This is a genomic window from Sinorhizobium glycinis, from assembly GCF_001651865.1.
GTDB lineage: Bacteria > Pseudomonadota > Alphaproteobacteria > Rhizobiales > Rhizobiaceae > Sinorhizobium > Sinorhizobium glycinis.
Window position 1 is genome coordinate 225,896 of record NZ_LPUX01000060.1, and the last position, 25,528, is coordinate 251,423.

The following is a 25,528-nucleotide window of genomic DNA, read 5'->3' on the forward strand; positions in this document are numbered from 1 at the left end:
AACAGGAAGCGATCGGGTGCGGCAAGCCCCTTCTCCCCGCCTGCGGGGAGAAGGTCGCGGCAGCGGGATGAGGGGCAAATGCGAGCCGCTAAACTCCCGCCTGCCACGCCTTCACCGCATCGAGCGGCCAGACGAGCATCAGCACGTTGAGCGTCAGGTTGTCGCGGATGATCCAGCCGGTGAAGAGCTCGAGGGCGATGGCGATCGTGACCGTCACCGCTACCGGCAGCCGCGAGGCCAGCAGGAACCCAGCCGCCATGGCGAGCGTGTCCATGGTGGAATTCAGAATGCTGTCGCCGAAATAGTCGAGCGAGATCGTCGCCGAGCGATAGCGGTTGATCACCATCGGCGTGTTCTCGGCAATCTCCCAGGCAGACTCGATCACGGTGGCAAGCAGCAGGCGGGCGCTCAAGCGCTTGCCGCGCAAGAGGAGATAGCCGAGGCCGTAGAAGAGGAAGCCGTGGATGATGTGGGACGGCGTGTACCAGTCGGTGATGTGCTGGGAGTTGCCGCTCGAGTTGACGACGCCCTCCCAGAGCTTCACGTAACCGCATTCGCAGATCCACAGCCGCCCCATCAGGTGCTGCGTCAGGATCTGGATGGCGACGACGCCGAGGCAGGCGATCAGCCAGATCCAGGTGCTGCGTTGCCTGTTGTCGTCCGTCCCGGCGGCGATCGTCACTCGGCACTCTCCTTATCCAGCGAGTGCTTCATGATCAGCGGCATCTGGGCAAGCGTGAAGAGAATGGTGATCGGCATCGTTCCCCAAACCTTGAAGGCGACCCAGAAGTCGGTCGAGAAGGAGCGCCAGACGATCTCGTTCAGGACCGCGAGGAACAGGAAGAACACGCCCCAGCGGATCGTCAGCTTGCGCCAGCCGTCCTCGTCGAGCTTGAAGGCGGCGTGGAAGACATAGCCGAGCAGCGATTTGCCGAACAGCAGGCCGCCGAGCAGAATTGCGCCGAAGAGCGTGTTGACGATGGTCGGCTTCATCTTGATGAAGGTGTCGTTCTGCAGCCAGAGCGTCAGCGCGCCGAAGACGAAGACGACGATGCCGGAGACGAGCGGCATCATCGGCAGGGTGCGCGTCATGATCCAGGAGGCGATGAGCGCTGCGGCCGTCGCCGCCATGAACAGGCCGGTGGCGATGAAGATCGGTCCACCGAGCTCCGCAAGCACCGGAAAACGCTGCGCCAGCCAGTCGCCGCGCGAATTGGCGAAGAAGAAGACCATCAGCGGCCCGAGCTCCAGCACGAGCTTCAGGAGCGGGCTGACCTCCGTCTTCGGCTTCTCGGCCTCGATTGTCGACATATGCGGATCCTGTTCTTTCATGTCGTGCCTTCTACAGCGCCGCGCGCTTTCGAGACGCGCAAAGGTCGCCGTAGCTTTTGAATTTCTGCATGTTTCCTTAAATCCGTTCCGATTTAAGGAAACATGCAGTGGAGCGGAGACGCGTTAGAAAAGACCGCTTTTCTCGCCCCGCTCCTTGGCCGCTCATAACACCAGCATTGCGGCAAAACCATATCAAGCGCCGTTGCGGCCGCAAGCTTCCCGTCGCTTGATCAAGCGGCGGCAACCCCGGCGATCGCCTCGGCGAAATCCTTCGCCTCGAAGGGTTCGAGATCGTCGACGCCCTCGCCGACGCCGATGAAATACACCGGCAGCTTGTGCTTGGCGGAGATCGCCACAAGGATGCCGCCGCGCGCCGTGCCGTCGAGCTTGGTCATGATCAGGCCGCTGACGCCGGCGACATTGCGGAAGATCTCCACCTGCTGCAATGCGTTCTGCCCGGTCGTCGCGTCGAGCGTCTGCAGCACCGTGTGCGGCGCGTCCGGGTCGAGCTTGCCGAGCACGCGGACGATCTTTTCGAGTTCGGCCATCAGTTCTGCCTTGTTCTGCAGCCGCCCGGCCGTGTCGATGATCAGCACGTCCGACTTCTTTTCGCGGGCGAGCTGGTAGGCCTCATAGGCAAGGCCGGCGGCGTCGGCGCCGAGCTTCGAGGCAACGATGTCGGACTTCGTCCGCTCGGCCCAGATCTTCAGCTGTTCGATCGCCGCGGCGCGGAACGTGTCGCCGGCCGCCAGCATCACCTTCAGCCCCGCGCCGGAAAGTTTGGCGGCGAGCTTGCCGATCGTCGTCGTCTTGCCGGTGCCGTTGACGCCGACGACAAGGATCACATGTGGCTTGTGGCTGAGATCGAGTTCGAGGGGCTTGGCGACCGGCGCCAGCACCTTGGTGATCTCGCCAGCCATGATGCGCGAGACGTCCTCACCGGTCACGTCCTTGCCGTATCGCTCGGAGGAGAGCGTGTCGGTGATCCGCATCGCCGTCTCGACGCCGAGGTCCGCCTGGATCAGAAGGTCCTCAAGATCCTGCAGCGTCGCCTCGTCGAGCTTGCGCTTGGTGAAGAGGCTGGCGATCTGGCCAGTGAGCTGCGACGAGGTGCGGGCGAGGCCGCGGCGCAGCCGCTGGTACCAGGAAAGCTTTGGCTGCGGGGTGGGGGCTTGCTCCTTCGGGCGCTGGTCGGAGGCGGCGAAGCCCTTCGGGAGGCTAGGGGCGGTTGCGGGGTTTTCGGGTGCCTCGACCCCCTCTGCCCTGCCGGGCATCTCCCCCACAAGGGGGGAGAGAATTGGGGCGCTCTCCTTGCCCGCCTCGACGCCTTCGGTGGGAGCGATGTCAGGGGGTGCTGCGAGGTTTTCGAGTTCGGCTTCAGGCTCGGGGGTCGCTATCTCCGGAGCGTCGCCCTGGGTCACCTCAGGCAAATCGGCGCAGTCGTCCGCGCCCGTCATTGCCTCCTCGATGGCAGCCCGGTTTTCTTCGGCTGTGGCCTCGGTCTCCGACTGATCTCCCCCCTCGTGGGGGAGATGTCCCGAAGGGACAGAGGGGGGTGTCGCGACCCCATCACCAAGTGCAACGTCGCCGATCGGGGCCTCACCCGCCTCTGCCCTGCCGGGCATCTCCCCCGCAAGGGGGGAGATCGGAAGTGGCGCGCTCTCCTCCTCGACCGCAATGTTTTCACGTGCGGTGGGACCAGCGCTTTCGGAATCTTCTTCGCTTATCGCTTCCGGCGTTGACGTGGCTGGCGCAGGCGGAACAGCGAGATCGTGCATGCCGGGTTTCGCCTCCTCCGTGGCGGCCCTTTCCTCGTTCGAGGCAGCGCGGTCACCCTCGGCGGTCGCCTCTGCCGCCCCCTCTCCCCCCCTGTGGGGGAGATGTCCCGAAGGGACAGAGGTGGTTGTCGCGGCCTCATCGGCAGCCGGCATCCCCGGCGCCACCTCCGCCGCCGGCACGGGTTTCTCTTCGACGGTGTCCTTGCCGAAGGAGAAAATCTTCTTGATGAAACCAATCGCCATTTGAATGTCCGGGTGTCAGGCCGCAGCCATCTGTTTTCTTTGCATCGCCAGATGCTTGCCGTTGTGGCCGGTGATTTCGACCGTGATAAGCGATCGCGGCTCGAGCCCGGCCGCATCGACGAGGGTAAAATTCTCGGTGTGCGCCAGGCCGTTCATCTCGACGAGGATCGTCTCATCGCCGCCAATCATGGAATCGAGATGGGCGGCGTAGAGTTCCGCCCCCTTGCCCCGCAGGCGCGCGGCGCGCTCCTTGACGAGCGCCCGGTCGAGCTGCGGCATGCGCGCCGCCGGCGTGCCGGGGCGGGGGCTGTAGGGGAAGACGTGGAGATGGGCGATGCCGCAGTCCTCGGCGAGGCGCATGGCATTCTCGAACATCGCCTCGGTCTCTGTCGGAAAGCCGGCGATCATGTCGGCGCCGAAGCTGAGCTCGGGCCTTAAAGCGCGCACCGCGGCGCAGAAGGCGCGGGCGTCGGCGCTCGAGTGGCGCCGCTTCATGCGCTTCAGAATCAGGTCATCGCCGTGCTGCAGCGAAAGATGCAGATGCGGCATGAAGCGCGGCTCGTCGGCGATGAGGTCGAGGAGGTGCGGGTCCGCCTCGATGCTGTCGATCGAGGAAAGTCGCAGGCGCAGGATGTCCGGCACCTGTTTGAGCAGCGTCTTGGCGAGCAGCCCGAGCGTCGGGGTCCCCGGCAGGTCGCCGCCGTAGCTGGTGGCGTCGACACCGGTCAGGACGATCTCGCGATAGCCGCCTTCGACGAGCCGGCGCGACTGGTCGACGACCGCGCCCATCGGCACGGAGCGGGAATTGCCGCGGCCATAGGGAATGATGCAGAAGGTGCAGCGGTGGTCGCAGCCGTTCTGCACCTGGATGAAGGCGCGCACGTGCCCGTCGATATGCCTGATCATCTGCGGCGCGGTGGCGCGCACGCTCATGATGTCGTTGACGCGCAGCTTCTCTTCGGCTGAAACGCCGAAATCCGGCAGCGAGCGATAGGAGGCGCTCTTGAGCTTCTCCTCGTTGCCGAGCACCGCGTCCACGTCGGCCATTTCGGCGAAGGTTTCCTTCTCGGTTTGGGCGGCGCAGCCGGTGACGATGATGCGGGCGTGCGGATTGTCGCGTCGCGCCCGGCGGATCGCCTGGCGCGCCTGGCGCACGGCTTCCGCCGTGACGGCACAGGTGTTGACGAGGATGGCGTTGTTCAGCCCCGCCTTCTCGGCTTCCGCCCGCATCACTTCCGATTCATAGGTGTTGAGGCGGCAGCCGAAGGTTATGACCTCCACGCCGCTCAAAGCGCCCGTGCTCCGCTTTCGCCGGTGGCCTCGTCGCGCTGAAAAGCGCCGGTGGCCGGATCGACCGTGCCCGACCACTCCCATTCGGCCGGTCCCGTCATGATGACGTGGTCGTCCCGCTCCCGCCATTCGATCAGGAGCGGACCGCCCGGCACGTTCACCGTCACGATCCGGTCCGTACGCCCTGTCCTGGCGCCGCTGACGGCGGCGGCGCAGGCGGCGGAACCGCAGGCAAGGGTCAGCCCGGCGCCGCGCTCCCAGGTCCTGAGGTCCATCTCGTCACGGGAGCGGATATGGGCAATTGAGATATTGGCGCGCTCCGGGAAGATCGGATGATTTTCGAGCAGCGGTCCGAAGCGATCGAGCTCGTAGCTCCAGACGTCGCTTTCCACCCAGAAGATCGCATGCGGATTGCCCATCGATGCGACCGAAGGCGAATGCAGCACCGGATCGTCGATCGGCCCGATCTGCAGCTCGATCCGGCTCGTGTCGTGGAATTCTTCCGCAAGCGGGATTTCATCCCAGCCGAAGCGTGGGCTTCCCATATCGACGGAGATCAAGCCGTCGTCATGCTCCTGCGCTTCGAGCAGCCCGGCGACCGTATGGAAGAGAAAGGCCTTCCTGCCGGTCTCGGCGGCGAGCGCCTGGACGACGCAGCGGGTACCGTTGCCGCAGGCCTGGGCCATCGAGCCGTCGGAATTGACGATGTCGATCCAGGCATCGGTGCCGGAGGCCCTCGGGTCGTGGATCGCCATGATCTGGTCGAACTCGGTCGCCGGATCGGCGTTGAGCGCGATCGCCGCTTCAGGCGTCACTCGATCCTTGCGGCCGCGCATGTCGATCAGCAGGATCTTGTTTCCAAGCCCGTTCATCCTGGCAAATTGCACGCGGTCGGCCATATCGCGATCGTCCAAACTCGCCCCCCCCACCGGGGAGGCACCCTGCATTCGGGCTGTATATGGCCGAAAAGCCCGGAAATTACCAGTGGCGCCGTCATTCCTGTGGCAAGGGCGGAACGTCGAAGGCTTCGCCAGGGCGCAGCGGCCGGAACCTGCTTCGCTCGATGCCGGCCTTGTCGAGCGCGGCCTCCAGGGCTCTCAGGGGCTCCTCGATGCCCTCGTTCGTCAACTGGAACGTCCCCCAGTGGTGCCCTGCCACATGTTCGGCGCCACAGGCGATCATGCCCATGACCGCCTCTTCCGGATTCTGGTGCTGGCTCTCCATGAACCAGCGCGGCTCGTAGGACCCGAAGGGCAGGTTGGCCAGCCGGAAGCGGCCATGTTTTTCGAGAGCAGACCGGTAGTTGATCCCGGCGTGAAAACCAGTGTCGCCGACATGGTAGATCTTGCCGGCCGGGGTCTCGAGGACGAAAGCTGCCCAAAGCGCCATGCGCCGGTCGCGTGTGCCCCGGGCCGACCAATGGTGGCAGGGCTCCGCATGGATGACCAAGCCGTCATCCATGTCGATCCGATCGCCCCAATCGATCACGGAGATCTCCGCATCCGGAACGGCGCGGCGGATGATCGTGTCGTTGCCGAGCGGCGTCACGATATGCGGCGCATGCTCCGCGTAGAGGGCACTGAGCGTCTCGAGATCGAGATGGTCGTAGTGATTGTGAGTGACGAGGACGATATCGATCGGCGGCAGGTCATCCATGTGGATGCCCGGCGCGTTGCGGCGGTGCGGCCCGACAAAGGCGAAAGGACTCGCCCGGTGCGACCAGACCGGATCGGTGAGAATATTGATGCCGGCTACCTGGATCAGGAGCGTCGCGTGACCGATCATGGTCACCCGCAGCCGGTCTCCGTCGACGCTGAGTTCCGGCCGCACCTCCAGGAAGGGGCTGTCGTAGCGCCCGGGCCATCGCACGCGTTTGCCGCCGAACTGCCAGCGTAGCAGGTGCGCGAGGCCGCGTGGAGGCGTCCCGCCCGGATTGAAGAAACGGGTGCCGTCGAAATGGTCCGAAACGGGGCCGCTGTAGTAGGGGTTGGCGCGTTTGCGCATGGTTGCCTCAGTCGAGGAAATACAAGAGCAGAAATAGGCAGCTTCGTTTCCCGATCACAGGGCCGGAGCGAGAAGACGTCAAGATCTATTGCGAGATGGCAACCGGCCAGCGGCGGTGGTATCGCTCTTGCGTGAAAGCGAACGCGGAACAGGGGTGCGGCGGGTTTCGCCTTCCATCCTTGACTTTTCGTCCGCTTTCCTGTTTATCGCGGCGAAATTCCTTCGCAAGTGATGACTTCCGAAGCCGCCGACCGGGCCCCGCAAAGGTATAAAGAGAGCCCGGCGGTCAACACCCGACAGCGCGTTGCGCCCTCGGGTGGTTTTTGGCTTTGCGCCTTGTTTTCCGCGCGAGGGAACCCAAGTTTCCGGCGAGCCTGAAGCGAAACCGGAAACCAGAAGGAAGAGAGAATGTTCGAGAGCCTCCAGGACCGTCTTGGTTCCATATTGAATGGACTGACCGGCCGCGGCGCCCTGTCGGAAGCTGACGTTTCCGCGGCGCTTCGGGAGGTTCGCCGTGCGCTGCTCGAAGCCGACGTGGCGCTCGATGTCGTGCGCTCCTTCACCGAGAAGGTGCGCGAGAAGGCGGTCGGCGCCGAGATCCTGAAATCGATCAAGCCCGGCCAGATGGTCGTCAAGATCGTCCATGACGAGCTCATCGCCATGCTCGGCTCCGAGGGCGTGACGATCGACCTCAACGCACCGGCCCCCGTCGTCGTCATGATGGTCGGCCTGCAGGGCTCGGGCAAGACGACGACGACCGGCAAGATCGCCAAGCGGCTGACGACCAGGGACAAGAAGAAGGTCCTGATGGCCTCGCTCGACACGCGCCGCCCGGCCGCGCAGGAGCAGTTGCGCCAGCTCGGCGTGCAGACCGGCGTCGACACGCTGCCGATCATCGCCGGCCAGTCGCCGACCGATATCGCTGCGCGCGCCGTGCAGGCGGCGAAGCTCGGCGGCCATGACGTCGTCATCCTCGACACCGCCGGCCGCACCCATATCGACGAGCCGCTGATGATCGAGATGGCGGAGATCAAGCGGAAGTCCAATCCGCATGAGATCCTGCTCGTTGCCGACGCGCTGACCGGTCAGGACGCCGTCAATCTCGCTCGCAACTTCGACGACCGCGTCGGCATCACCGGCTTGGTGCTGACCCGCATGGACGGCGACGGCCGCGGCGGTGCGGCCTTGTCGATGCGTGCCGTCACGGGCAAGCCGATCAAGCTGATCGGTGTCGGCGAGAAGATGGACGAGCTCGAGGAGTTCCATCCGCGCCGCGTCGCCGACCGCATCCTCGGCATGGGCGACATCATCTCGCTGGTCGAGAAGGCCGCGGAAAACATCGACGCCGAAAAGGCGGCCGCCATGGCCGCCAAGATGGCCAAGGGCAAGTTCGACCTGAACGACCTCGCCGACCAGTTGCGCCAGATGCAGAAGATGGGTGGCATGGGCGGCATCATGGGGCTGATGCCCGGCATGGCCGGCATGAAGGACAAGATGGCCGCCGCCGGCCTCGACGACAGGCTGTTCAAGCGGCAGCTCGCCATCATCTCCTCGATGACCAAGGCGGAGCGCGCCAATCCGGACCTGCTCAAGCATTCGCGCAAGAAGCGCATCGCCAGCGGCTCCGGGACCGACGCCGCCGACATCAACAAGCTTCTGAAGATGCACCGCCAGATGGCCGACATGATGAAGATGATGGGCGGCAAGGGCAAAGGCGGCATGATGAAGCAGATGATGGGCGGCCTTGCCAACAAGATGGGCCTCGGGGGAATGGGCGGCGGCATGCCTGATCTCTCGAAGCTCGACCCGAAACAGCTCGAAGCGCTGCAGAAGCAGGCGGAAGCCGCCGGTCTCGGCAAGCCCGGCAGCCTTCCGGGCCTCGGCGGCGGCAGTTTGCCCGGAGGCGGTCTGCCCGGCCTCGGTGGCGGTTTCCCGGGTCTTCCCGGCCTACCCAAGAAGAAGTGAGGATCGCGACGAATGCTTGATCCCGAGATCAAAGAAGAATTGGCGAGCTACCGGCAGTCGATCGACAACATCGATGCCGCACTCGTCCACATGCTGGCCGAACGCTTCCGCTGCACCAAGGCGGTAGGAGTTCTGAAGGCCAAGCACAAGCTGCCGCCGGCCGACCCGGCGCGCGAAGAATACCAGATCGAACGCCTTCGCCATTTGGCCAAGGACGCCAATCTGGACCCGGATTTCGCCGAGAAGTTCCTGAACTTCATCATCAAGGAAGTCATCCGGCATCATGAAGCCATCGCCGCCGATCGCTCGCAGCCCGCGGGCAGCGCCGGCACCACCCGTTCCGCTTGAACGAAGCGGTCAAGAAAGCCTGCAAGGAGTAAACTGAAATGGCACTGAAAATTCGTCTCGCCCGTGGCGGTTCCAAGAAGCGTCCCTATTACCAGATCGTCGTTGCCGATGCGCGCAGCCCGCGTGACGGCCGCTTCCTCGAAAAGATCGGTTCCTGGAACCCGATGCTCGGCAAGGACGACGAGAAGCGCGTCGAACTGGACGCCGAGCGTGTCAGCCACTGGATCGCCCAGGGCGCCCAGCCGACCGACCGCGTCCTGCGCTTCCTCGACCAGGCTGGCCTTGCCAAGCGCCCGGCCCGCAACAACCCGACCAAGGCTCAGCCCGGCAAGAAGGCACAGGAGCGTGCCGCCGAAGCCAAGCAGAAGGCCGAAGACGCAGCCGCTGCTGCTGCGGAAGCTGCCGCGGAATAATCACCGTCAAAACGGTGTGGCAAACGGGTGGCATTTTCATGCCGCCCGTTTTGCTTTATGTGCACCTTCAATGAATTGGAGCGGGACCGGGAATAGAATGCGCCCGTTCCCAGCTGGATGCCGAAATGACGAAGCTCGAAAACCCTGTCCTGATGGCGACGATCGGCGCGGCGCAAGGCCTGCGCGGCGAAGTGCGGGTGAAATCCTACGCGGAGGATCCGACGGCGCTCGGCGATTACGGCAACCTGCACAGCGGGGACGGCCGCGTCTTCGAAGTGCTGGAAATCCGTGAGGCCAAGAACGTGGTTATCGTCCGTTTTCGCGGCATCAACGACCGCACGGCGGCCGAAGCGCTCAATGGCCTCGAACTCTTCATCGAACGCGACAACCTTCCCGACGACGATCTCGACGAGGACGAGTTTTTCTATGCCGACCTCGAAGGGCTGGAAGCGGTGGACGGCACCGGCAAGAGCTACGGCTCGGTGACCGGCATCTTCGACTTCGGCGCAGGCGACCTCCTGGAGCTCAAGGGACCCGGCCGCCGGCCGGTGCTGATCCCCTTCACCGAATGGTCGGTCTTGGAGATCGATCTGGAGGCCGGCAGGCTGCTGGTCGATCCTGTTGCTGCCGGCCTCGTCGAGGACAAGGACGAGAGCCTCGGCAAGCAATTTCCGACGAAACGCAAGTGAGCCGCGGGCCATGCCGTTTCGTGCGACTGTGCTGACGCTTTACCCCGAGATGTTTCCGGGCCATCTCGGCGTCTCGCTTGCAGGCAAGGCGCTGGAGCGGGGGCAATGGTCGATCGAAGCCGTGCAGATCCGCGATTTCGCCGAGGACAAGCACCGCACCGTCGACGATACGCCGGCCGGAGGCGGCGCCGGCATGGTCCTGAAGCCGGATGTTCTGGCTCGCGCCATCGACCATGTCTCGGCGAATGACGACCGGCCACGCCTGCTGATGAGCCCGCGCGGCAGGCCGCTGACGCAGGCGCGCGTGCGCGAGCTCGCCGCAGGCCCCGGCGCCGTCATCGTCTGCGGACGGTTCGAGGGTGTCGACCAGAGGGTGATCGATACGCGCCATCTCGAAGAGGTCTCGATCGGTGACTACATCCTCTCCGGAGGCGAGCCGGCCGCGTTGGTCCTGCTTGACTCGGTCGTTCGCGTTCTGCCGGGGGTCATGGGCAATGAACTCTCCGGCGTGCATGAGAGCTTCGAGGGCGGCCTGCTGGAACACCCGCAGTATACGCGGCCGCAGGTCTTCGAGGGCCATGAGATCCCGGCGGTGCTGACCTCCGGAAACCACGGCGCCGTCGCCAAGTGGCGCGAGGCCGAAGCGCGGCGGCTGACGGCGGAGCGCCGGCCGGATCTGCTGGAGCGTGATCCGAAAAGTGGGAACCGGTTTTCGGAAAAATCACGCGTTGCACAAAACCCTGAGCGTGATCCGAAAAGTGGGAACCGGTTTTCGGAAAAATCACGCGTTGCACAAAACCCTGAGCGTGATCCGAAAAGTGGGAACCGGATTTCGGAAGAAACACGCGCAAATCAAAACCTGAAGCGCGATCCGGCTCAGCCGGTGAAGAAATAATAGGCGGCGAGCAGCAAGCCGACGGCAACGACAATGGCGCGAATGACGGCCTGCGGAACCCTTCGGGCGGCCCAGACCCCGCAATAGCCGCCAAGTGCCGCACCCGGCACCATGATCGCCGCATGCAGCCAGGAAACGACGCCGCCTGCCGCAAAGACCAGGATGGCGATCAGCGCGATGACGATCGAGATGAAATTCTTCAGCGCATTGAGCCGGTGGTAGCTGCCGCCAGTCGCAAGTCCGAGCACCGCAAGCATCATGATACCCATGCCGGCCCCGAAGAATCCGCCGTAGACGGAGGTCGCCATCTGGCTGGCGACCCCGAGCGGCCCGATCCGGTGCTCGTCGCTGCGGGCCTTCGGTTTAAGAAGAGGCCCCGCTGCAAAGATCGCCGTCGCGGCGATCAGCAGCCAGGGCACCATGGCGCGGAACGACGGGTTGGAGAGCGAAAGCAGGAGCAGCGCGCCGGCAAGCCCGCCGATTGCCGATATGACGCCGAGGAGGATGGCGTTCCTACGGTCGGCGCGGATCTCCTTGGCATAGGCGAGCGCCGAGGTGATGTAGCCCGGAAACTGGACGATCGAGGACGTGGCATTGGCGACGATCGGCGGCAGGCCGCCAAGCGTCATCGCGCCGAAAGTGAGAAACGTCCCGCCACCGGCAATGGCATTGACGGCGCCGGACAGGAATCCCGCAACAAAAAGCAGCAGCGCCTGGAATATCGTCATGGCCGTCCTCGTAAAAGCTTGGATTCGGGGATAGCGGCTGGAGCAATCGACCGCAAGCCTGCCGGCAGAACATGGCCCCTCCCACTTGTGGGCCCACAAGGGGGAGGGGCTTAACCGGCCGCACCGTCTTGCCTCCTTGTCGATCTTTGCGGCTGACGCGACGGTCGGAAATAGCAAGGCGATCGCAGCGGGCGCTGAAGCCCTTCCCACCTGTGGAGAGGGGTTGGGGAGGGGTCTTGAGTGCCGCTACCATCCGGCCATGCCCGTGGTGGCCCGAGAAATTCCGCGATCGGGGATGACAAGGCCGATCATTTGGTGTATGTGCCGGCCCGGCTCGGGTTCTTGCCCGTCGACCACCAACAAAGAATGGCGAAACCGCTCCTGTCCTCCAAGAGGGCAAGACCTGGAGGAAATCCCGACAGGCCGGCCGAGAGCGCTCTGGCTGTTTCAGAAGAAAGCAAAGGTTAGACCGATGAACATCATCCAGCAGCTGGAAGCCGAACAGGCCGCCAAGATCGCCGCCAAGCGCACCCTTCCCGATTTCTCCGCCGGCGACACCGTCCGCGTCAACGTCCGCGTCGTCGAAGGCAACCGTACCCGCGTCCAGGCCTATGAAGGCGTCTGCATCGCCCGTTCCGGCGGTGGCCTCAACGAGAGCTTCACCGTCCGCAAGATTTCCTACGGCGAAGGCGTCGAGCGCGTTTTCCCGGTTTACTCGCCGCTCGTCGAGAGCGTCGAAGTGGTTCGCCGCGGTAAGGTCCGTCGCGCCAAGCTCTACTACCTGCGCGATCGTCGCGGCAAGTCGGCCCGCATTGTCGAGAACACCGGCACGCGCGCCCGCAAGCTGAATGAAGCCGAGCGCCAGGCCGTTGCCGACGAGAAGGCACGCATCGAGGCTGAAAAGGTAGCAGCCGCCCAGGCGCTCGCCGCCGAGAAGGCAGCAGCCGAGGCCGCCGAAGCAAAGGCAGCGGAAGAGGCGAAGGCTGCGGAAGCCGCTGCGGAATAAGTTTTCAAATCCTCGGATTTGCGGAAAGGCGGTCTCTCGGCCGCCTTTCTTTTTTAGCACTATCTGCTTGTCTTCCCGACGAAATTCGTGACATTTTCGGTCGCCACAATTTTCGGGAGTTCCTCCAATGACAATCCGTCGCCACGTGCTCGCGGGCATCGCCGCTGCCCTCGCCGTCCCATTCGCATTCTCCGCGCCCGCAGTCGCGAGCGATCTGCCGGACCTCGGCGGCAAGACGGTCGTCGTCGTCACCGAGAACGCCTATCCGCCGCTGCAGTTCGTTGACCCCAAGTCCGGCCAGGCGGTCGGCTGGGAATATGACGCGATGAACGAGATCGCCAAGCGGCTGAACTTCAAGATCGAATACCAGAACACCAGCTGGGACGCGATGATCCAGTCGGTTTCCGACGGCCAGTATCAGATCGGCATGACCGGCATCACCATCAAGGACGATCGCAAGGAGAAGGTCGACTTCTCCGACCCCTATATGCGCTCGCAGCAGTTCATGCTTGTTCGCGCCGACGAGACCCGCTTCAAGGACGCCAAGAGCTTCGCCGCGGTCGAAGACGCGCTTGTCGGCGCCCAGCCCGGCACCTCGCCCTTCTACACGGCGGTCTATGAGATCCTCGACGGCAACGAGCAGAACCCGCGTATCAAGCTGTTCGAGACCTTCGGTGCGACGGTGCAGGCGCTGAAGGCCGGCGACGTCGATCTGGTGCTCACCGACAGCGTCGCTGCGAAGGGCTATGTCGATGCGTCCGAGGGCAAGCTGAAGGTGGTCGGCGAGCCGCTCGGCACCGAGGATTTCGGCTTCATCTTCCCGAAGGGATCCGATCTCGTCCAGCCGGTCAATGCCGCCATCAAGGCGCTCAAGGAGGACGGCACCTTCGATGCGCTCAACAAGAAATGGTTCCTCGACTACAAGATGGGCGGCTGATCGCTAACGATGGCGCCAGTTAAATCCGACACTTCCGAGAAGGGCGACTATCCCTGGTGGCTGGTCGCCCTTCTCGTGATCGCCTTGGCGCTTGCCGCGGTGATCGCCGCCAATGACATCTTCGCTCAGGTCTTCGCCGTCGTCTTGAAGGGTCTCGGCGTCACCGTCTTCGTCACGCTCGTGGGCTTCGCGCTGGCTACCGTGCTCGGCCTTGCCGTGGCATTGATGGCGCTTTCCGAGCACGCGGCGCTGCGCCAGATCGCCCGCTTCTATACGGAAGTCATCCGTGGCGTACCGATCCTCGTTCTGCTCTTCTATATCGCCTTCGTCGGGGCACCGGCACTGGTGACAGCCGTCAACTTTTTGGCGGCGCCGCTCATCAAGGCTGGCGCCATCGAGCCGCTCGTCGTTCGTGACATCTCGCTGATGTGGCGGGCGATCATCGCCCTGATGATCGGCTATTCGGCCTTCATCGCCGAGGTCTTCCGGGCCGGCATCCAGTCGGTCGACAAGGGTCAGGTGGAGGCCGCCAAGGCGCTGGGGCTCACGCGCTACCAGCGCTTCCGCCTGGTCGTCTTTCCTCAGGCGATCCGCGTCATCCTGCCGCCGCTCGGCAACGACTTCGTCGCGATGGTCAAGGACTCCTCGCTCGTCTCGGTGCTCGGCGTCGCCGACATCACCCAGATGGGCAAGGTCTACGCCTCCGGCTCGTTTCGCTTCTTCGAGACCTATTCGATCGTCGCCTATGTCTATCTGATCCTGACGATCGGCCTGTCGCTGGCGCTGCGGGGGTTCGAGCGGCGGCTGAGAAGGGCAGAGGCGCGGTAGGCTGCAGGCAAACCCCTCCCCAACCCCTCCCCACAAGGGGGAGGGGCTTACCGTGCCGCTCTCGCCTCCCCATCTTCACCAGAGAGGCAGCCGGCCAAGCCTATACCAAGTCCCTTTTGCAGAAATTCCAACTGCGACATTCCCTCCGGTGGATCAGGCGCGATACGAGTGGAGCGAGGGCGGCATCGTACGTCCCTCCCCCTTGTGGGGAGGGGTTGGGGAGGGGTCTTTTGGATCATCCGCTCTCCACGTCGCCGATTGCCGAACGGCTGAAAAATTGATATGAGCACCGGCCATGGAATCCAAATTCGGATGTCGCGAACAGAAAATCGTCGTGCTGCAGGACCACAAGCGTCTGCCGGCACGTTTCTTCGCGCGTGTCTGCGGCGCGCCTACGAGCCGCCTATCCTGATCGCCTGATCAGTGTCGTTCCGGCAGCATCGCCGCCGGCTTTTCCGTATTTTTGAAAATTCGATGGATATATCGCCATGAGCGCACCGCGTACCCTCTATGACAAGATCTGGGACGATCATCTGGTCAACAGCCAGGACGACGGCACCTGTCTGCTCTACATCGACCGTCACCTCGTGCATGAGGTGACGAGTCCGCAGGCCTTCGAAGGGCTGCGCATGGCCGGCCGCAAGGTCCGCGCGCCGGAGAAGACGCTCGCCGTCGTCGACCACAACGTACCGACCTCGCCGGACCGCCATCTGGGCATCAAGAACGAGGAAAGCCGCATCCAGGTCGAGGCGCTCGCCAGGAACGCCGCCGATTTCGGCGTCGAATATTACTCCGAGAACGACAAGCGTCAGGGCATCGTCCACATCGTCGGCCCCGAGCAGGGCTTCACGCTGCCGGGCATGACGATCGTCTGCGGCGACAGCCACACCTCGACGCATGGCGCCTTCGGGGCGCTCGCCCACGGCATCGGCACGTCTGAAGTCGAACATGTGCTCGCGACCCAGACGCTGATCCAGAAGAAGGCCAAGAACATGCTGGTGCGCGTCGACGGGCACTTGCCGCCCGGCGTCACCGCAAAGGACATCATCCTCGCCATCATCGGCGAGATCGGCACGGCCGGCGGCACCGGCCATGTCATCGAATTCGCCGGCGAGGCGATCCGCTCTCTGTCGATGGAAGGCCGCATGACGGTCTGCAACATGACGATCGAAGGCGGCGCCCGAGCCGGCCTGATCGCTCCGGACGAGACGACCTTCGAATATATCAAGGACAAGCCACGGGCGCCCAAGGGCAAGGCCTGGGAGATGGCGCTCGACTATTGGAAGACGCTGCATACGGACGAGGGCGCCCATTACGACCGCGTCGTCGTGCTCGATGCCGCCAACCTGCCGCCGATCGTCTCCTGGGGCTCCTCTCCGGAGGATGTGATCTCGGTCCAGGGCGCCGTTCCCAATCCGGACGACATCCAGGACGAGACGAAGCGCGCGTCGAAGTGGCGGGCGCTCGACTATATGGGCCTGAAGCCGGGCACGAAGATCACCGACATTGCCATCGACCGGGTCTTCATCGGCTCCTGCACCAATGGCCGCATCGAGGACCTGCGCGCCGTCGCCAAGGTCGTCGAAGGCCGCAAGGTCGCCCCGACGGTCTCGGCGATGATCGTGCCGGGCTCGGGCCTCGTCAAGGAACAGGCCGAAGCCGAGGGTCTTGACAAGATCTTCAAGGAAGCCGGCTTCGACTGGCGCGAGCCCGGCTGCTCCATGTGCCTGGCGATGAACGACGACCGGCTGAAGCCGGGCGAGCGCTGTGCCTCGACCTCGAACCGAAACTTCGAAGGCCGCCAGGGCTTCAAGGGCCGCACCCATCTGGTCTCGCCGGCGATGGCCGCCGCCGCCGCGGTAGCGGGCCATTTCGTCGATATCCGCGATTGGAACTAAACCGGTTTTAAACTTTTCCGGTTCCGGGAGGGTGACCCCTCCCCCGCAAGGGGAGGGGCTTTGCGTTTGCCGCCCCGGCTTCCACTTTGAAGCTGGTGTGACGGTGAAGGCAGCGAAAGGATGGTGCAGCGCGGTTATCCCCTCCCACCTGTGGGGAGGGGTTGGGGAAGGGCGAATTTGGCACCCCTTTCGCTGCATCCTCGCAAGACATCCGGCGCCGACGGTGCGACAATGGGCAATTCCATTTGTCTGCGAAGAACATCATGGCCGATCACGATGACACCGCAGTGCGCCGCCTGATGCTGCTCCGCCATGCGAAGTCCGCCTGGCCCGAAGGGGTCGCCGATCATCGCCGGCCGCTCGCCGAACGTGGACGAAAGGCGGCCCCGACGATTGGCGCCTACATGGCCGCGCACGGCCTCCTTCCGGATCTGGCGCTTGTCTCCACGGCACGGCGCGCGCAGGAGACATGGGAACTCGTGGCCGGGGCATTGCCCCGCCGCATCGACGTCCGCGATGCCGTTGGTATTTACGAAGTCTCGGCCACGGCCATTCTCGGCGTGATCCGAGGCGTGGAGGCGTCGGCGCGCAGCCTGCTCCTCGTCGGGCACAATCCGGGCATGGCGGAACTGGCCCTTCTGCTCGCCGGGGAAGGCGATGCGTTGCCGCGTCTTCGCGACAAATTTCCGACCGCCGGCCTCGCCGTGATCGAATTCGATGCCGGGCAATGGTCGGAAATCGAACCGGGCAGGGGCCGGCTCGTCCGCTTCGTGACGCCGCGCATGCTCGAGCGGAAGCAATGACTATGCGACCCTGACAGCCATTCCCCGGCGCATGTGCCGTATCAGCCGCTTCATCGCGGGCAGGCTGACGGCGATGCAGCCTTGCGTCGGCTCATAGCCGGGTCGAATGAGGTGGAAGAAGATCGCAGAGCCGGCTAGCCGCCGCCTGCAGGAGATATTCCAGTCCATCACGAGGCAGACGTCGTACAGCCCGTCAGACCGCGCCATCGTCTCGTGGCTCGCGGTAAACGGCGCCCTGACCGGGCGGTTGTAGGAGGCATGGTCCGGCGCGTCGCACCACAGCATGTCGCGACGGATCCCGCGCATCGGCAATCGCGTTGGCGGCAGCGACACGCGGTCGCGGCGCATGAAGCCGCCGATCAGCTTCATCGTCGCGCGCGGCGTCGCGCCGTCGCCTTCGCGCTTCATGGCCGTGAGGCCGCTTCGGCCGATCGCCGCCTGCTCCGTTCTGCCGTCGAAGCTCAGCAGCGCGCGCCGGCGGTCGCGTGGCGCGGCCCGGACCATGATCGTGGATTTCCGCGATCTTACTCCCGACGTTTTCTTGCGCATTATTCTCACAGATTCTTGCTTTGCCCGTGATCTCACGGCCACCCTAAGCACGGTTGCACCGAGACAAGATTGCGTAGCCGCCGCGCTTTGCCAAGGGCGGCATTTGAGCTAGTTTGAATTCAGGAAGCAACAGGAACTGTCCCATGGCGACGCGCACTATCCTCCTTGTCGACGATGACAATGATCTGCGTGAGACGTTGATAGAGCAGCTCTCTCTCTACGAGGAGTTCGACCTCCTGCAGGAAGCGACCGCCGGCAAGGGCATCCAGACGGCGCGCGCCCGCCAGGTCGACCTCCTGATCATGGATGTCGGGCTGCCGGACATGGACGGTCGCGAGGCGGTGAAGCTTCTGCGCAAGGGCGGGTTCAAGGCGCCGATCATCATGCTCACCGGTCACGATACCGATTCGGACACGATTCTCGGCCTCGAGGCCGGCGCCAACGACTATGTCACCAAGCCCTTCCGCTTCGCCGTGTTGCTTGCCCGTATCCGCGCCCAGCTTCGCCAGCACGAGCAGAGCGAGGACGCGACCTTCAGCGTCGGCCCCTACACGTTCAAGCCGAGCCAGAAACTGCTCACCATGGAGAACGGCCAGAAGATTCGCCTGACCGAGAAGGAGGCGGCGATCATCCGCTACCTCTACCGGGCCGACCAGAAGGTGGTGACCCGCGACGTGCTGCTCGAGGAGGTCTGGGGCTACAATTCCGGGGTGACGACGCACACGCTGGAGACGCATGTCTACCGGCTGCGCCAGAAAATCGAACGCGACCCTTCCAATGCCGAGATTTTGGTGACAGAGAACGGCGGCTACAAGATCGTTCCGTAAGTCCCGGCCGCGGAAAGTGGGAAGCGGTTTTCCATTCCAGACCCGCTCCTCGACATCAGCTAGGAGATATGCTGCTTGGCGCTCAATGACGATATCGCGCTTCTGTCGAACGTCTCGCTTTTTGCCGAGATCGGCGACGACAAGCTCCGGCTGATCGCCTTCGGCGCCGAGCGCCGTCGTGTCGCGAAGGGCCACGAGCTCTTTCGCGAAGGCGCGCCGGCCGATTGCGCCTATGCGGTTGCCGTCGGCAGCTTCTCGCTATCGAAGCTCGACGCCGAAGGACGCCCGCAGCACGTCGACACCGTCTCCCGCGGGGCGCTGCTGTCGGAGCTGGCGCTGATATCGATGGTCGAACGGAAGTTCACCGCGACCGCCGACGAAGACAGCGAGGTGATCCGCATCAACCGGCCGCTCTTCCGCCGCATGCTGGAGGAATATCCGGAGGTGACGGCAATGGTCGAAGCGCGGATCCGCGACAACCTGCAGACGATGATCCGCCGCGTCGAGGCGCTGGCCGGGCGGTTTGCCTGAGGCGTGTTTCTGCCCCTCATCCGGCCTGCCGGCCACCTTCTCCCCGCGAGCGGGGCGAAGGAGACTCGCGGCCCCGTCTCGCACCGCCTATCGTTGTAGGAAGAGCGAGCCGCGCGTTCCTGTCCCCTCTCCCCGTGAGAACGGGGAGAGGGCTAGGGTGAGGGGCAACTGCCCGCGCTTCAAAGCTCGAAATGCGCAATCACCGGCACATGGTCGGAGGGGCGCTCCCAGCCGCGTGCTTCCCGGAGGATGTCGACGCGGACGAGTTTTTCGGCGAGGTCGGCGGAGGACCAGATATGGTCGAGCCGGCGGCCGCGGTCGGCCGCGGCCCAGTCCTTCGCCCGGTAGCTCCACCAGGTGAAGAGCTTCTCAGGCGGCGGGGTGTGCTGGCGCATCAGGTCGACCCAGGCGCCGCCGGTCATGACCGTGGTGAGCCCGTCGGTTTCGACCGGCGTGTGGCTGACGATCTTCAGGAGCTGCTTGTGCGACCAGACGTCGTGCTCCAGCGGCGCGATGTTGAGGTCGCCGACGAGGATCGACGAGATGCCCGCCTCGGCCTCCGCGTGCAGGAGCTTCATCTCGTCGACGAAGTCGAGCTTATGGCCGAATTTCGGATTGATCGCGCGATCCGGTTCGTCGCCGCCGGCCGGCACATAGAAATTATGCAGGCGAATGGTCTTGCCGCTGGCCGCAAAGACGACGGAGAGATGACGCGCGTCTCCGACGCCGCAATAGTCGCGGCGATCGGTCAGTTCGGTAAGCGGCAGGCGCGAGATGGTGGCGACGCCGTGATAGCCCTTCTGGCCGTGCATCTCGATAAAGTTGTAGCCGAGTTTCTTCAGAGGCGCCGACGGAAACTGGTCGTCCGGGCACTTGGTTTCCTGCAGGCAGAGGATGTCCGGCTGCCAATTTACCAATAGATGTTCCACCAGCGGCATGCGCAGGCGGACGGAGTTGATGTTCCACGTGGCGATGGAAAGGGGCATTCACATTCCTCTGGAAAGTTTCGCCGGCGGCGGAGCAGTGTCCGGCGCGTTTAAGCAGGTCTGGCGCCGATCGACAAGCATGAAAAAGGCCGCCCGAGGGCGGCCTGCACAGCATCAGAGTCGATGCGCGTCCGGTCATTTGCCGCCCTTGTTGCGCACCTCGTCATAAGGAATGCGGAACACCTTGTCGTCCAGTTGGATGCCGGTCTGGACGTTGAAGATCATCACCGAGGTGTCCTTCTTCTGCGCGTCCGTGATCGTCCATTGTCTCAGATTGTAGGTCTTCGGGTCGAACATCATGGTGATGGTCGAATCGCCGAAGATCGAGCGGTCGCCGAGCACGATGGTGATGAGGTCGGGCTCGACCCGGACGTCGCGCACCATGCGGCTGCTCAGGTCGATCCGCTCGCTCAAGAGCAGATTGAGCGGCGTCTTCGACAAGGGATAGATGTCCCAGGTCTTCAGCTTCATGTTGCCGATCACCACCGACCTGCCGTCGGCGATGACCCGCATCGGCGAGGGGGCCTCGTAGTTGAAGCGGATGCGTCCGGGCCGGCGGATGTAGAACTTGCCGCCGGTCTGCTCGCCGCGCGGCCCAAACTGGACGAATTCGCCCGCCATCGTCTTCACCGAGGAAAAATGATCGGCGATCTTCTGGGCGACGGCCGATGCCTGCGCCGAAGCGGGCGCCGCGTCAAGCGTCGTTCCGGCGATGCCCGCGAGCGCTGCCAGGCCGCAAACGAAGAGGCGTCGCGAGATCGCCCGAGTGTTGCCGTCGCCGTTTCTTGTCTCTGTCATCGCAGTCTCCTTCATATGAGCGTCATTTGGAGCGCAAGTGGGGCGCCTTCAAGGCGTTGTCCGGCGCCGCGACACCCCGGCTCTCAAATGACCGTTACCGGCCGGCTCTCCAGATTTACCGGCCCGTGATCTCCCCCTCGGTCGGCACCAGGATCTCGCGCTTGCCGGCGTGATTCGCCGGACCGATGATGCCCTCCTGCTCCATCCGCTCGATCAGCGAGGCGGCACGATTATAGCCGATGCCGAGACGACGCTGCACGTAGGATGTCGAAGCCTTGCCGTCTCGCAGCACGATCGCCACCGCCTGGTCGTAGGGGTCCTCGGAATCGGCAAGGTTCGAGGTGCCGGGGGGTCCGCCGCCTTCGTTCTCCTCGTCGTCATCCTCGGTGATCGCATCGAGATATTGCGGCACGCCTTGCGTCTTCAGATAGGCGACGACTTCTTCGACCTCGGTGTCGGAGACGAAGGGTCCGTGGACGCGCTGGATGCGCCCGCCGCCGGCCATGTAGAGCATGTCGCCCTGTCCGAGCAGCTGTTCGGCGCCCTGTTCGCCGAGGATGGTGCGGCTGTCGATCTTCGAGGTGACCTGGAAGGAGATGCGGGTCGGGAAGTTCGCCTTGATCGTGCCGGTGATGACGTCGACCGACGGGCGCTGCGTCGCCATGATGACATGGATGCCGGCGGCGCGCGCCATCTGCGCGAGACGCTGCACCGCGCCTTCGATATCCTTGCCGGCGACCATCATCAGGTCGGCCATCTCGTCGATGATGACCACGATATAGGGCATCGGCGAGAGGTCGAATTCCTCGGTCTCGTAGACGGCCTCGCCGGTCTGGCGGTCGAAGCCGGTCTGGACGGTGCGGGTGATCGCCTCGCCTTTCGCCAGCGCCTGCTCGACGCGGGCGTTGAAGCCGTCGATGTTGCGGACGCCGATCTTCGACATCTTCTTGTAGCGCTCTTCCATCTCGCGCACCGTCCATTTCAGCGCGACGACGGCCTTCTTCGGATCGGTGACGACCGGCGAGAGCAGATGCGGAATGCCGTCGTAGACGGAGAGTTCGAGCATCTTCGGATCGATCATGATCAGCCGGCACTGGTCGGGCGTGAGCCGGTAGAGCAGCGACAGGATCATCGTGTTGATCGCCACCGACTTGCCCGAGCCGGTGGTGCCGGCAACGAGCAGATGCGGCATCTTGGCGAGATCGGCGACGACCGGTTCGCCGCCGATCGTCTTGCCGAGCGCCATGGCGAGCTTCGTCTTGGTGGTCTCGAAGTCGCGCGAGCCGATCAGCTCCCGCAGATAGACCATTTCGCGCCGCTGGTTCGGCAGTTCGATGCCGATGGCGTTGCGGCCCGGCACGACGGCGACGCGGGCGGCAATGGCGCTCATCGAGCGGGCGATGTCATCGGCAAGGCCGATGACGCGCGACGACTTGATGCCCGGCGCCGGCTCGAGTTCGTAGAGCGTGACGACCGGGCCGGGGCGCACATGGATGATCTCGCCCTTGACGCCGAAATCCTCGAGCACGCCTTCGAGCATGCGGGCATTTTGTTCGAGCGCATCGGCCGACAGCGAGGCGTCGCGCGCGACATTCTTCGGCTCCGCAAGGAAATGGATCGGCGGCAGCGCGAAGTCGCCATCGTCGTCGACGAAAGAGCGCTGGGCTTCGCGTTCTATGCGCTGGCCGCTCTTCGGCCGCGTCGGCGGCGGGGCGACCCTGGAACCGTTGAGCGCCGGCCTTGCCGGGGCCGGCCGCGGCGCCCAATCGGCGGCAATGTCGTCCTCGTCGTCCGGCAGGATCCCGGCAGGGCGGGGCTCGTCGATGTCGAAGGGCGGGTCGTCTTCATCGGCGACGATCGGCGGCGGCGTGACGAAGCGGCGCTCGGCGCGATCGAGCGACGGTTCGATGCGCGCGGCGCCGGCCTGGGCCTTGGGCCGGGCCGGCTCGTTGAGCGTGCCGAATTCGTCGTTGTTGAAATCGTAGGGCTCGTCGTACTGGCGTTTGGCACGGCTGGCGCTCATGCCGAAAGCACGACGCAGCCGGGCCTGTGCCGTGAAGCGCATATGGGCGAGCGAACCCATCAGGAGGGTCAGCGGACCTTCGTCGTCCTCGTCCTCGAGTTCCTCGCGGATGGTGCGCGCCTTGCTGGGGACGGGCTCCGTTGCCTTCTCTTCCTCGTCCTCCTCGCGGACGCCGATGAGCCCGGCGCTGAAGATCAGCGCCCAGGCGGCCGGCGCAGCGAAGAGGCAGGCGAGAACGGTCGCGAAGGTGCCGGTCGGGAAGGTGCCGGTGAAGAGCGCCGGGAAGCGCAGGATCATGTCGCCGAAGACGCCGCCGAGACCGTTCGGCAGCGGCCAGGTGATCGGCGCCGGCACGCAGCTCAATGCGGCGCTCGCCAGCACCGAACCGAGGAACCAGAGGGCGAGCCGCTTCAACACCTTGTCGAAAGGTTTGCCGCCAATCAGCACGAGAGCCCAGGCGACGGCCGGCAGCAGCGCCACGACGCTCGCCAGGCCGAAAAATTGCATGAAGATGTCGGCAAAGGTTGCGCCGCCATAGCCGAGCAGGTTGGTCGGCTCGTCCGAAGTGGCATAGGAGAAGCTCGGATCGGCGACGTTCCAGGTCGACAGCGCGGCAACGGCGAGCGCCAGGGCGCCGAACAGCGCAAAGCCTGCCAGCGACGCGGTCTGGCGCCAGAGGAAGGTGGTCAGCACGAACTGATTGGAACGGCTGTCAAGCGTTGCGGGATTGCTTCTGCTCATATTGCCTGCTGCCCGTTTCGATCCGCCGGAACGCCACGCATCTTCCAAGTGAACGGTGGGAACATTCCAGCCATTGATTGCAGAGCATCCTTGCCGCCTCCAAACCAGCGGGGACGCAGAATGCTCCGGGCACATTGCGTGCCATGGAATCAACCTACGCGGAGTAGGGTTAATGCGACATTAACCATGCGCGTGTGGGAGGGAAATAGCGGTGGATCGCGGTCGGATCGAGCTACAATCAGTGTGGACGGTTGCCCCTCACCCTAACCCTCTCCCCGTACAAACGGGGAGAGGGGACTGGCGTCGGCGCGGCATCATTCCTTCTCCCTGCTTGCGGGGAGAAGGTGCCGGCAGGCGGATGAGGGGCGGCCGACACAAAAAAAGCCCGGATCGCGAGGATCCGGGCGAAAGGGCGATCCACGAAATATGAGGATCGCGACGGGACTGATGGCGGCGCCGTTCTGCCAGCGCCGCGATGCGCTTTAGCTGGTGTGGTAGGCGGCTTCGCCGTGCGAGGAGAGGTCGAGACCTTCACGCTCCGCCTCGACCGAGACGCGCAGACCGACGACCGCATCGACCACTTTGAAGAGGATGAGCGAGCCGATACCGGACCAGACGACCGTGACGAGCACGCCCTTGAGCTGCGCCCAGACCTGCGTTGCCGTGCCGGCATAGCCGGCGGCGAAGTCGGCCGTGGAATAGTCGACGATGCCGGCGCCGCCAAGGGCCGGATTGACGAGAATGCCGGTGCCGATGGCGCCGAGGATGCCGCCGATGCCGTGAATGCCGAAGACGTCGAGGCTGTCGTCATAGTTGAACTTGTTCTTCACCACGTCGACGAAGAAGTAGCAGACCGGCGAGACGACGAGGCCGAGCACGATCGCGCCCATCGGGCCGGCAAAGCCGGCGGCCGGGGTTACCGCGACGAGGCCGGCAACCGCACCCGAGGCGGCACCGAGCATCGACGCCTTGCCGCGAACCAGCGTTTCGACCACGGCCCAGGAGACGATCGCGGCTGCCGTCGCCAGGAAGGTGTTGAGCATGGCGAGGCCTGCATATGCATTGGCCTCGAGGTTCGAGCCGGCATTGAAGCCGAACCAGCCGACCCACAGCAGCGAGGCGCCGACCATGGTGAGCGTCATCGAATGCGGAGCCATGATCTCCTTCTTGTAGCCCGTGCGCTTGCCGAGCAGGATCGCGCCGACGAGGCCCGCGATACCCGCGTTGATGTGAACGACGGTGCCGCCTGCAAAGTCGATCGCGCCGAAGGAGAAGATCAGGCCGGTCGGAGCCGTGTAGGCGCTCGGGCCGCCCCAGAACCAGACCATGTGGGCGACCGGGAAGTAGACGAAGGTGACCCACAGGATGACGAACAGCATGACGGCCGAGAACTTGATGCGCTCGGCGAAGGCGCCGACGATCAGGGCGGGCGTGATGCAGGCGAAGGTCATCTGGAAGACGACGAAGACGTATTCGGGGATGAAGACGCCCTTCGAGAAGCTTTCCGCAAGCGTCGTCGTGTCAACGCCGGCCAGGAACATCTTCGAGAAGCCGCCGACGAAGGAGTTGAGCGAGCCGCCATCGGTGAAGGCCAGCGAATAGCCGTAGGTCACCCAGATGATCATCACGACGGCGGTGATCATCAGGACCTGCATCAGCACCGAGAGCATGTTCTTGGCGCGAACCAGACCGCCATAGAAGAGAGCGAGGCCCGGAACGGTCATCAGCAGGACGAGGATGGTCGACAGCAGCATCCAGGTGGTGTCGCCCTTGTCGGGGACCGGCGTTGCCGCGACGGCCTCGGCAGCGGCGGGCGCCGCCTCCTGGGCGAAAGCAACAACCGGCGCGAGCAAGGCGGCAGCGGTGGCGCCCACGCGTCGAAGAGAGGTGGAAAGATTGAATGACGACATCGAAAA

Annotated in this window: 23 protein-coding genes and 1 pseudogene; 12 read left to right on the forward strand and 12 right to left on the reverse strand. The window is 64.4% G+C overall.

Annotation, left to right across the window (positions count from 1 at the left end):
• Nucleotides 1-88: 88 nt before the first annotated feature.
• The 6 genes from AU381_RS14520 to AU381_RS14545 all read right to left on the reverse strand — a co-directional run bounded on the left by AU381_RS14520 (nt 89) and on the right by AU381_RS14545 (nt 6,647).
• A complete protein-coding gene (locus AU381_RS14520) occupies nt 89-682 on the reverse strand; it encodes a DUF2585 domain-containing protein (RefSeq protein ID WP_064242455.1) in 594 nt (197 codons plus the stop codon).
• Nucleotides 679-1,311 carry a septation protein A gene (locus AU381_RS14525; RefSeq protein ID WP_064242651.1) on the reverse strand — a complete coding sequence of 211 codons (633 nt, stop codon included), beginning with the start codon at nt 1,309-1,311 and terminating at the stop codon, nt 679-681. Before AU381_RS14525 ends, AU381_RS14520 begins: the two co-directional genes overlap by 4 nt.
• Before the next feature lie 251 nt (nt 1,312-1,562).
• Complete coding sequence (gene ftsY, locus AU381_RS14530; RefSeq protein WP_064242456.1) at nt 1,563-3,353, reverse strand: signal recognition particle-docking protein FtsY; 1,791 nt, start codon at nt 3,351-3,353, stop codon at nt 1,563-1,565.
• A gap of 15 nt (nt 3,354-3,368) precedes the next feature.
• A complete protein-coding gene (gene mtaB / locus AU381_RS14535; protein ID WP_064242457.1) occupies nt 3,369-4,643 on the reverse strand; it encodes a tRNA (N(6)-L-threonylcarbamoyladenosine(37)-C(2))-methylthiotransferase MtaB in 1,275 nt (424 codons plus the stop codon).
• The gene (dapF, locus tag AU381_RS14540; RefSeq protein WP_064242458.1) at nt 4,640-5,542 is read right to left on the reverse strand and encodes a diaminopimelate epimerase; all 903 of its coding nucleotides are present in this window, start codon (nt 5,540-5,542) and stop codon (nt 4,640-4,642) included. The genes mtaB and dapF overlap by 4 nt, the downstream gene beginning before the upstream one ends.
• A 94-nt stretch (nt 5,543-5,636) precedes the next feature.
• Nucleotides 5,637-6,647, reverse strand: coding sequence for an MBL fold metallo-hydrolase (locus AU381_RS14545; RefSeq protein ID WP_064242459.1), 1,011 nt, complete (start codon nt 6,645-6,647; stop codon nt 5,637-5,639).
• A 408-nt stretch (nt 6,648-7,055) separates the two neighbouring features.
• On the opposite strand from AU381_RS14545, the gene ffh reads away from it, so the two are divergent.
• The 5 genes and pseudogenes from ffh to trmD all read left to right on the forward strand — a co-directional run.
• Entirely contained in the window at nt 7,056-8,612 is a 1,557-nt protein-coding gene (gene ffh, locus AU381_RS14550; RefSeq protein ID WP_064242460.1) for a signal recognition particle protein, read from the forward strand.
• 12 nt (nt 8,613-8,624) lie between these two features.
• Complete coding sequence (locus AU381_RS14555; protein ID WP_018235965.1) at nt 8,625-8,960, forward strand: chorismate mutase; 336 nt, start codon at nt 8,625-8,627, stop codon at nt 8,958-8,960.
• 38 nt (nt 8,961-8,998) lie between these two features.
• Complete coding sequence (gene rpsP / locus AU381_RS14560) at nt 8,999-9,373, forward strand: 30S ribosomal protein S16 (RefSeq protein WP_064242461.1); 375 nt, start codon at nt 8,999-9,001, stop codon at nt 9,371-9,373.
• A gap of 125 nt (nt 9,374-9,498) precedes the next feature.
• A complete protein-coding gene (gene rimM / locus AU381_RS14565) occupies nt 9,499-10,062 on the forward strand; it encodes a ribosome maturation factor RimM (RefSeq protein WP_064242462.1) in 564 nt (187 codons plus the stop codon).
• Nucleotides 10,063-10,072: 10 nt separating this feature from the next.
• Nucleotides 10,073-10,816, forward strand: a pseudogene (trmD, locus tag AU381_RS14570) (tRNA (guanosine(37)-N1)-methyltransferase TrmD); the annotation flags it as partial.
• A 122-nt stretch (nt 10,817-10,938) separates the two neighbouring features.
• On the opposite strand, the gene AU381_RS14575 reads toward trmD, so the two are convergent.
• Entirely contained in the window at nt 10,939-11,685 is a 747-nt protein-coding gene (locus AU381_RS14575; RefSeq protein ID WP_064242463.1) for a sulfite exporter TauE/SafE family protein, read from the reverse strand.
• 472 nt (nt 11,686-12,157) lie between these two features.
• Here AU381_RS14575 and rplS point away from each other — a divergent pair, with 472 nt between their 5' ends.
• The 5 genes from rplS (at nt 12,158) to AU381_RS14600 (ending at nt 17,157) form a co-directional block, all read left to right on the forward strand.
• Nucleotides 12,158-12,691 (forward strand): 50S ribosomal protein L19, encoded by a 534-nt coding sequence (gene rplS / locus AU381_RS14580; protein WP_064242464.1) that lies wholly within the window; start codon nt 12,158-12,160, stop codon nt 12,689-12,691.
• Nucleotides 12,692-12,818: 127 nt separating this feature from the next.
• A complete protein-coding gene (locus tag AU381_RS14585) occupies nt 12,819-13,628 on the forward strand; it encodes a basic amino acid ABC transporter substrate-binding protein (protein WP_064242465.1) in 810 nt (269 codons plus the stop codon).
• A 9-nt stretch (nt 13,629-13,637) separates the two neighbouring features.
• Nucleotides 13,638-14,456: an amino acid ABC transporter permease gene (locus tag AU381_RS14590; RefSeq protein ID WP_064242466.1), complete on the forward strand. Its 819-nt coding sequence runs from the start codon at nt 13,638-13,640 to the stop codon at nt 14,454-14,456.
• 488 nt (nt 14,457-14,944) lie between these two features.
• Nucleotides 14,945-16,354 carry a 3-isopropylmalate dehydratase large subunit gene (gene leuC / locus AU381_RS14595; protein ID WP_064242467.1) on the forward strand — a complete coding sequence of 470 codons (1,410 nt, stop codon included), beginning with the start codon at nt 14,945-14,947 and terminating at the stop codon, nt 16,352-16,354.
• Nucleotides 16,355-16,617: 263 nt separating this feature from the next.
• Nucleotides 16,618-17,157 carry a SixA phosphatase family protein gene (locus tag AU381_RS14600; RefSeq protein WP_064242652.1) on the forward strand — a complete coding sequence of 180 codons (540 nt, stop codon included), beginning with the start codon at nt 16,618-16,620 and terminating at the stop codon, nt 17,155-17,157.
• Here AU381_RS14600 and AU381_RS14605 read toward each other — a convergent pair whose 3' ends face one another.
• Complete coding sequence (locus AU381_RS14605; RefSeq protein WP_064242468.1) at nt 17,158-17,706, reverse strand: L,D-transpeptidase family protein; 549 nt, start codon at nt 17,704-17,706, stop codon at nt 17,158-17,160.
• A 143-nt stretch (nt 17,707-17,849) separates the two neighbouring features.
• Between AU381_RS14605 and AU381_RS14610 the strand changes: the two genes are divergently transcribed.
• Together AU381_RS14610 and AU381_RS14615 are read left to right on the forward strand one after the other, a co-directional pair.
• Entirely contained in the window at nt 17,850-18,533 is a 684-nt protein-coding gene (locus AU381_RS14610; RefSeq protein WP_018235924.1) for a response regulator transcription factor, read from the forward strand.
• A gap of 75 nt (nt 18,534-18,608) precedes the next feature.
• Nucleotides 18,609-19,064, forward strand: a complete 456-nt coding sequence (locus tag AU381_RS14615; RefSeq protein WP_012709631.1) for a cyclic nucleotide-binding domain-containing protein — start codon at nt 18,609-18,611, stop codon at nt 19,062-19,064.
• 179 nt (nt 19,065-19,243) lie between these two features.
• Here AU381_RS14615 and AU381_RS14620 read toward each other — a convergent pair whose 3' ends face one another.
• The 4 genes from AU381_RS14620 to AU381_RS14635 form a co-directional block, all read right to left on the reverse strand.
• The gene (locus tag AU381_RS14620; RefSeq protein WP_064242469.1) at nt 19,244-20,050 is read right to left on the reverse strand and encodes an exodeoxyribonuclease III; all 807 of its coding nucleotides are present in this window, start codon (nt 20,048-20,050) and stop codon (nt 19,244-19,246) included.
• A gap of 135 nt (nt 20,051-20,185) precedes the next feature.
• Nucleotides 20,186-20,848 carry an outer membrane lipoprotein carrier protein LolA gene (locus AU381_RS14625; protein WP_082910010.1) on the reverse strand — a complete coding sequence of 221 codons (663 nt, stop codon included), beginning with the start codon at nt 20,846-20,848 and terminating at the stop codon, nt 20,186-20,188.
• Between the two features lie 115 nt (nt 20,849-20,963).
• Nucleotides 20,964-23,612: an FtsK/SpoIIIE family DNA translocase gene (locus AU381_RS14630; protein ID WP_064242471.1), complete on the reverse strand. Its 2,649-nt coding sequence runs from the start codon at nt 23,610-23,612 to the stop codon at nt 20,964-20,966.
• A 482-nt stretch (nt 23,613-24,094) separates the two neighbouring features.
• A complete protein-coding gene (locus AU381_RS14635; RefSeq protein ID WP_064242472.1) occupies nt 24,095-25,522 on the reverse strand; it encodes an ammonium transporter in 1,428 nt (475 codons plus the stop codon).
• Nucleotides 25,523-25,528: the final 6 nt, after the last annotated feature.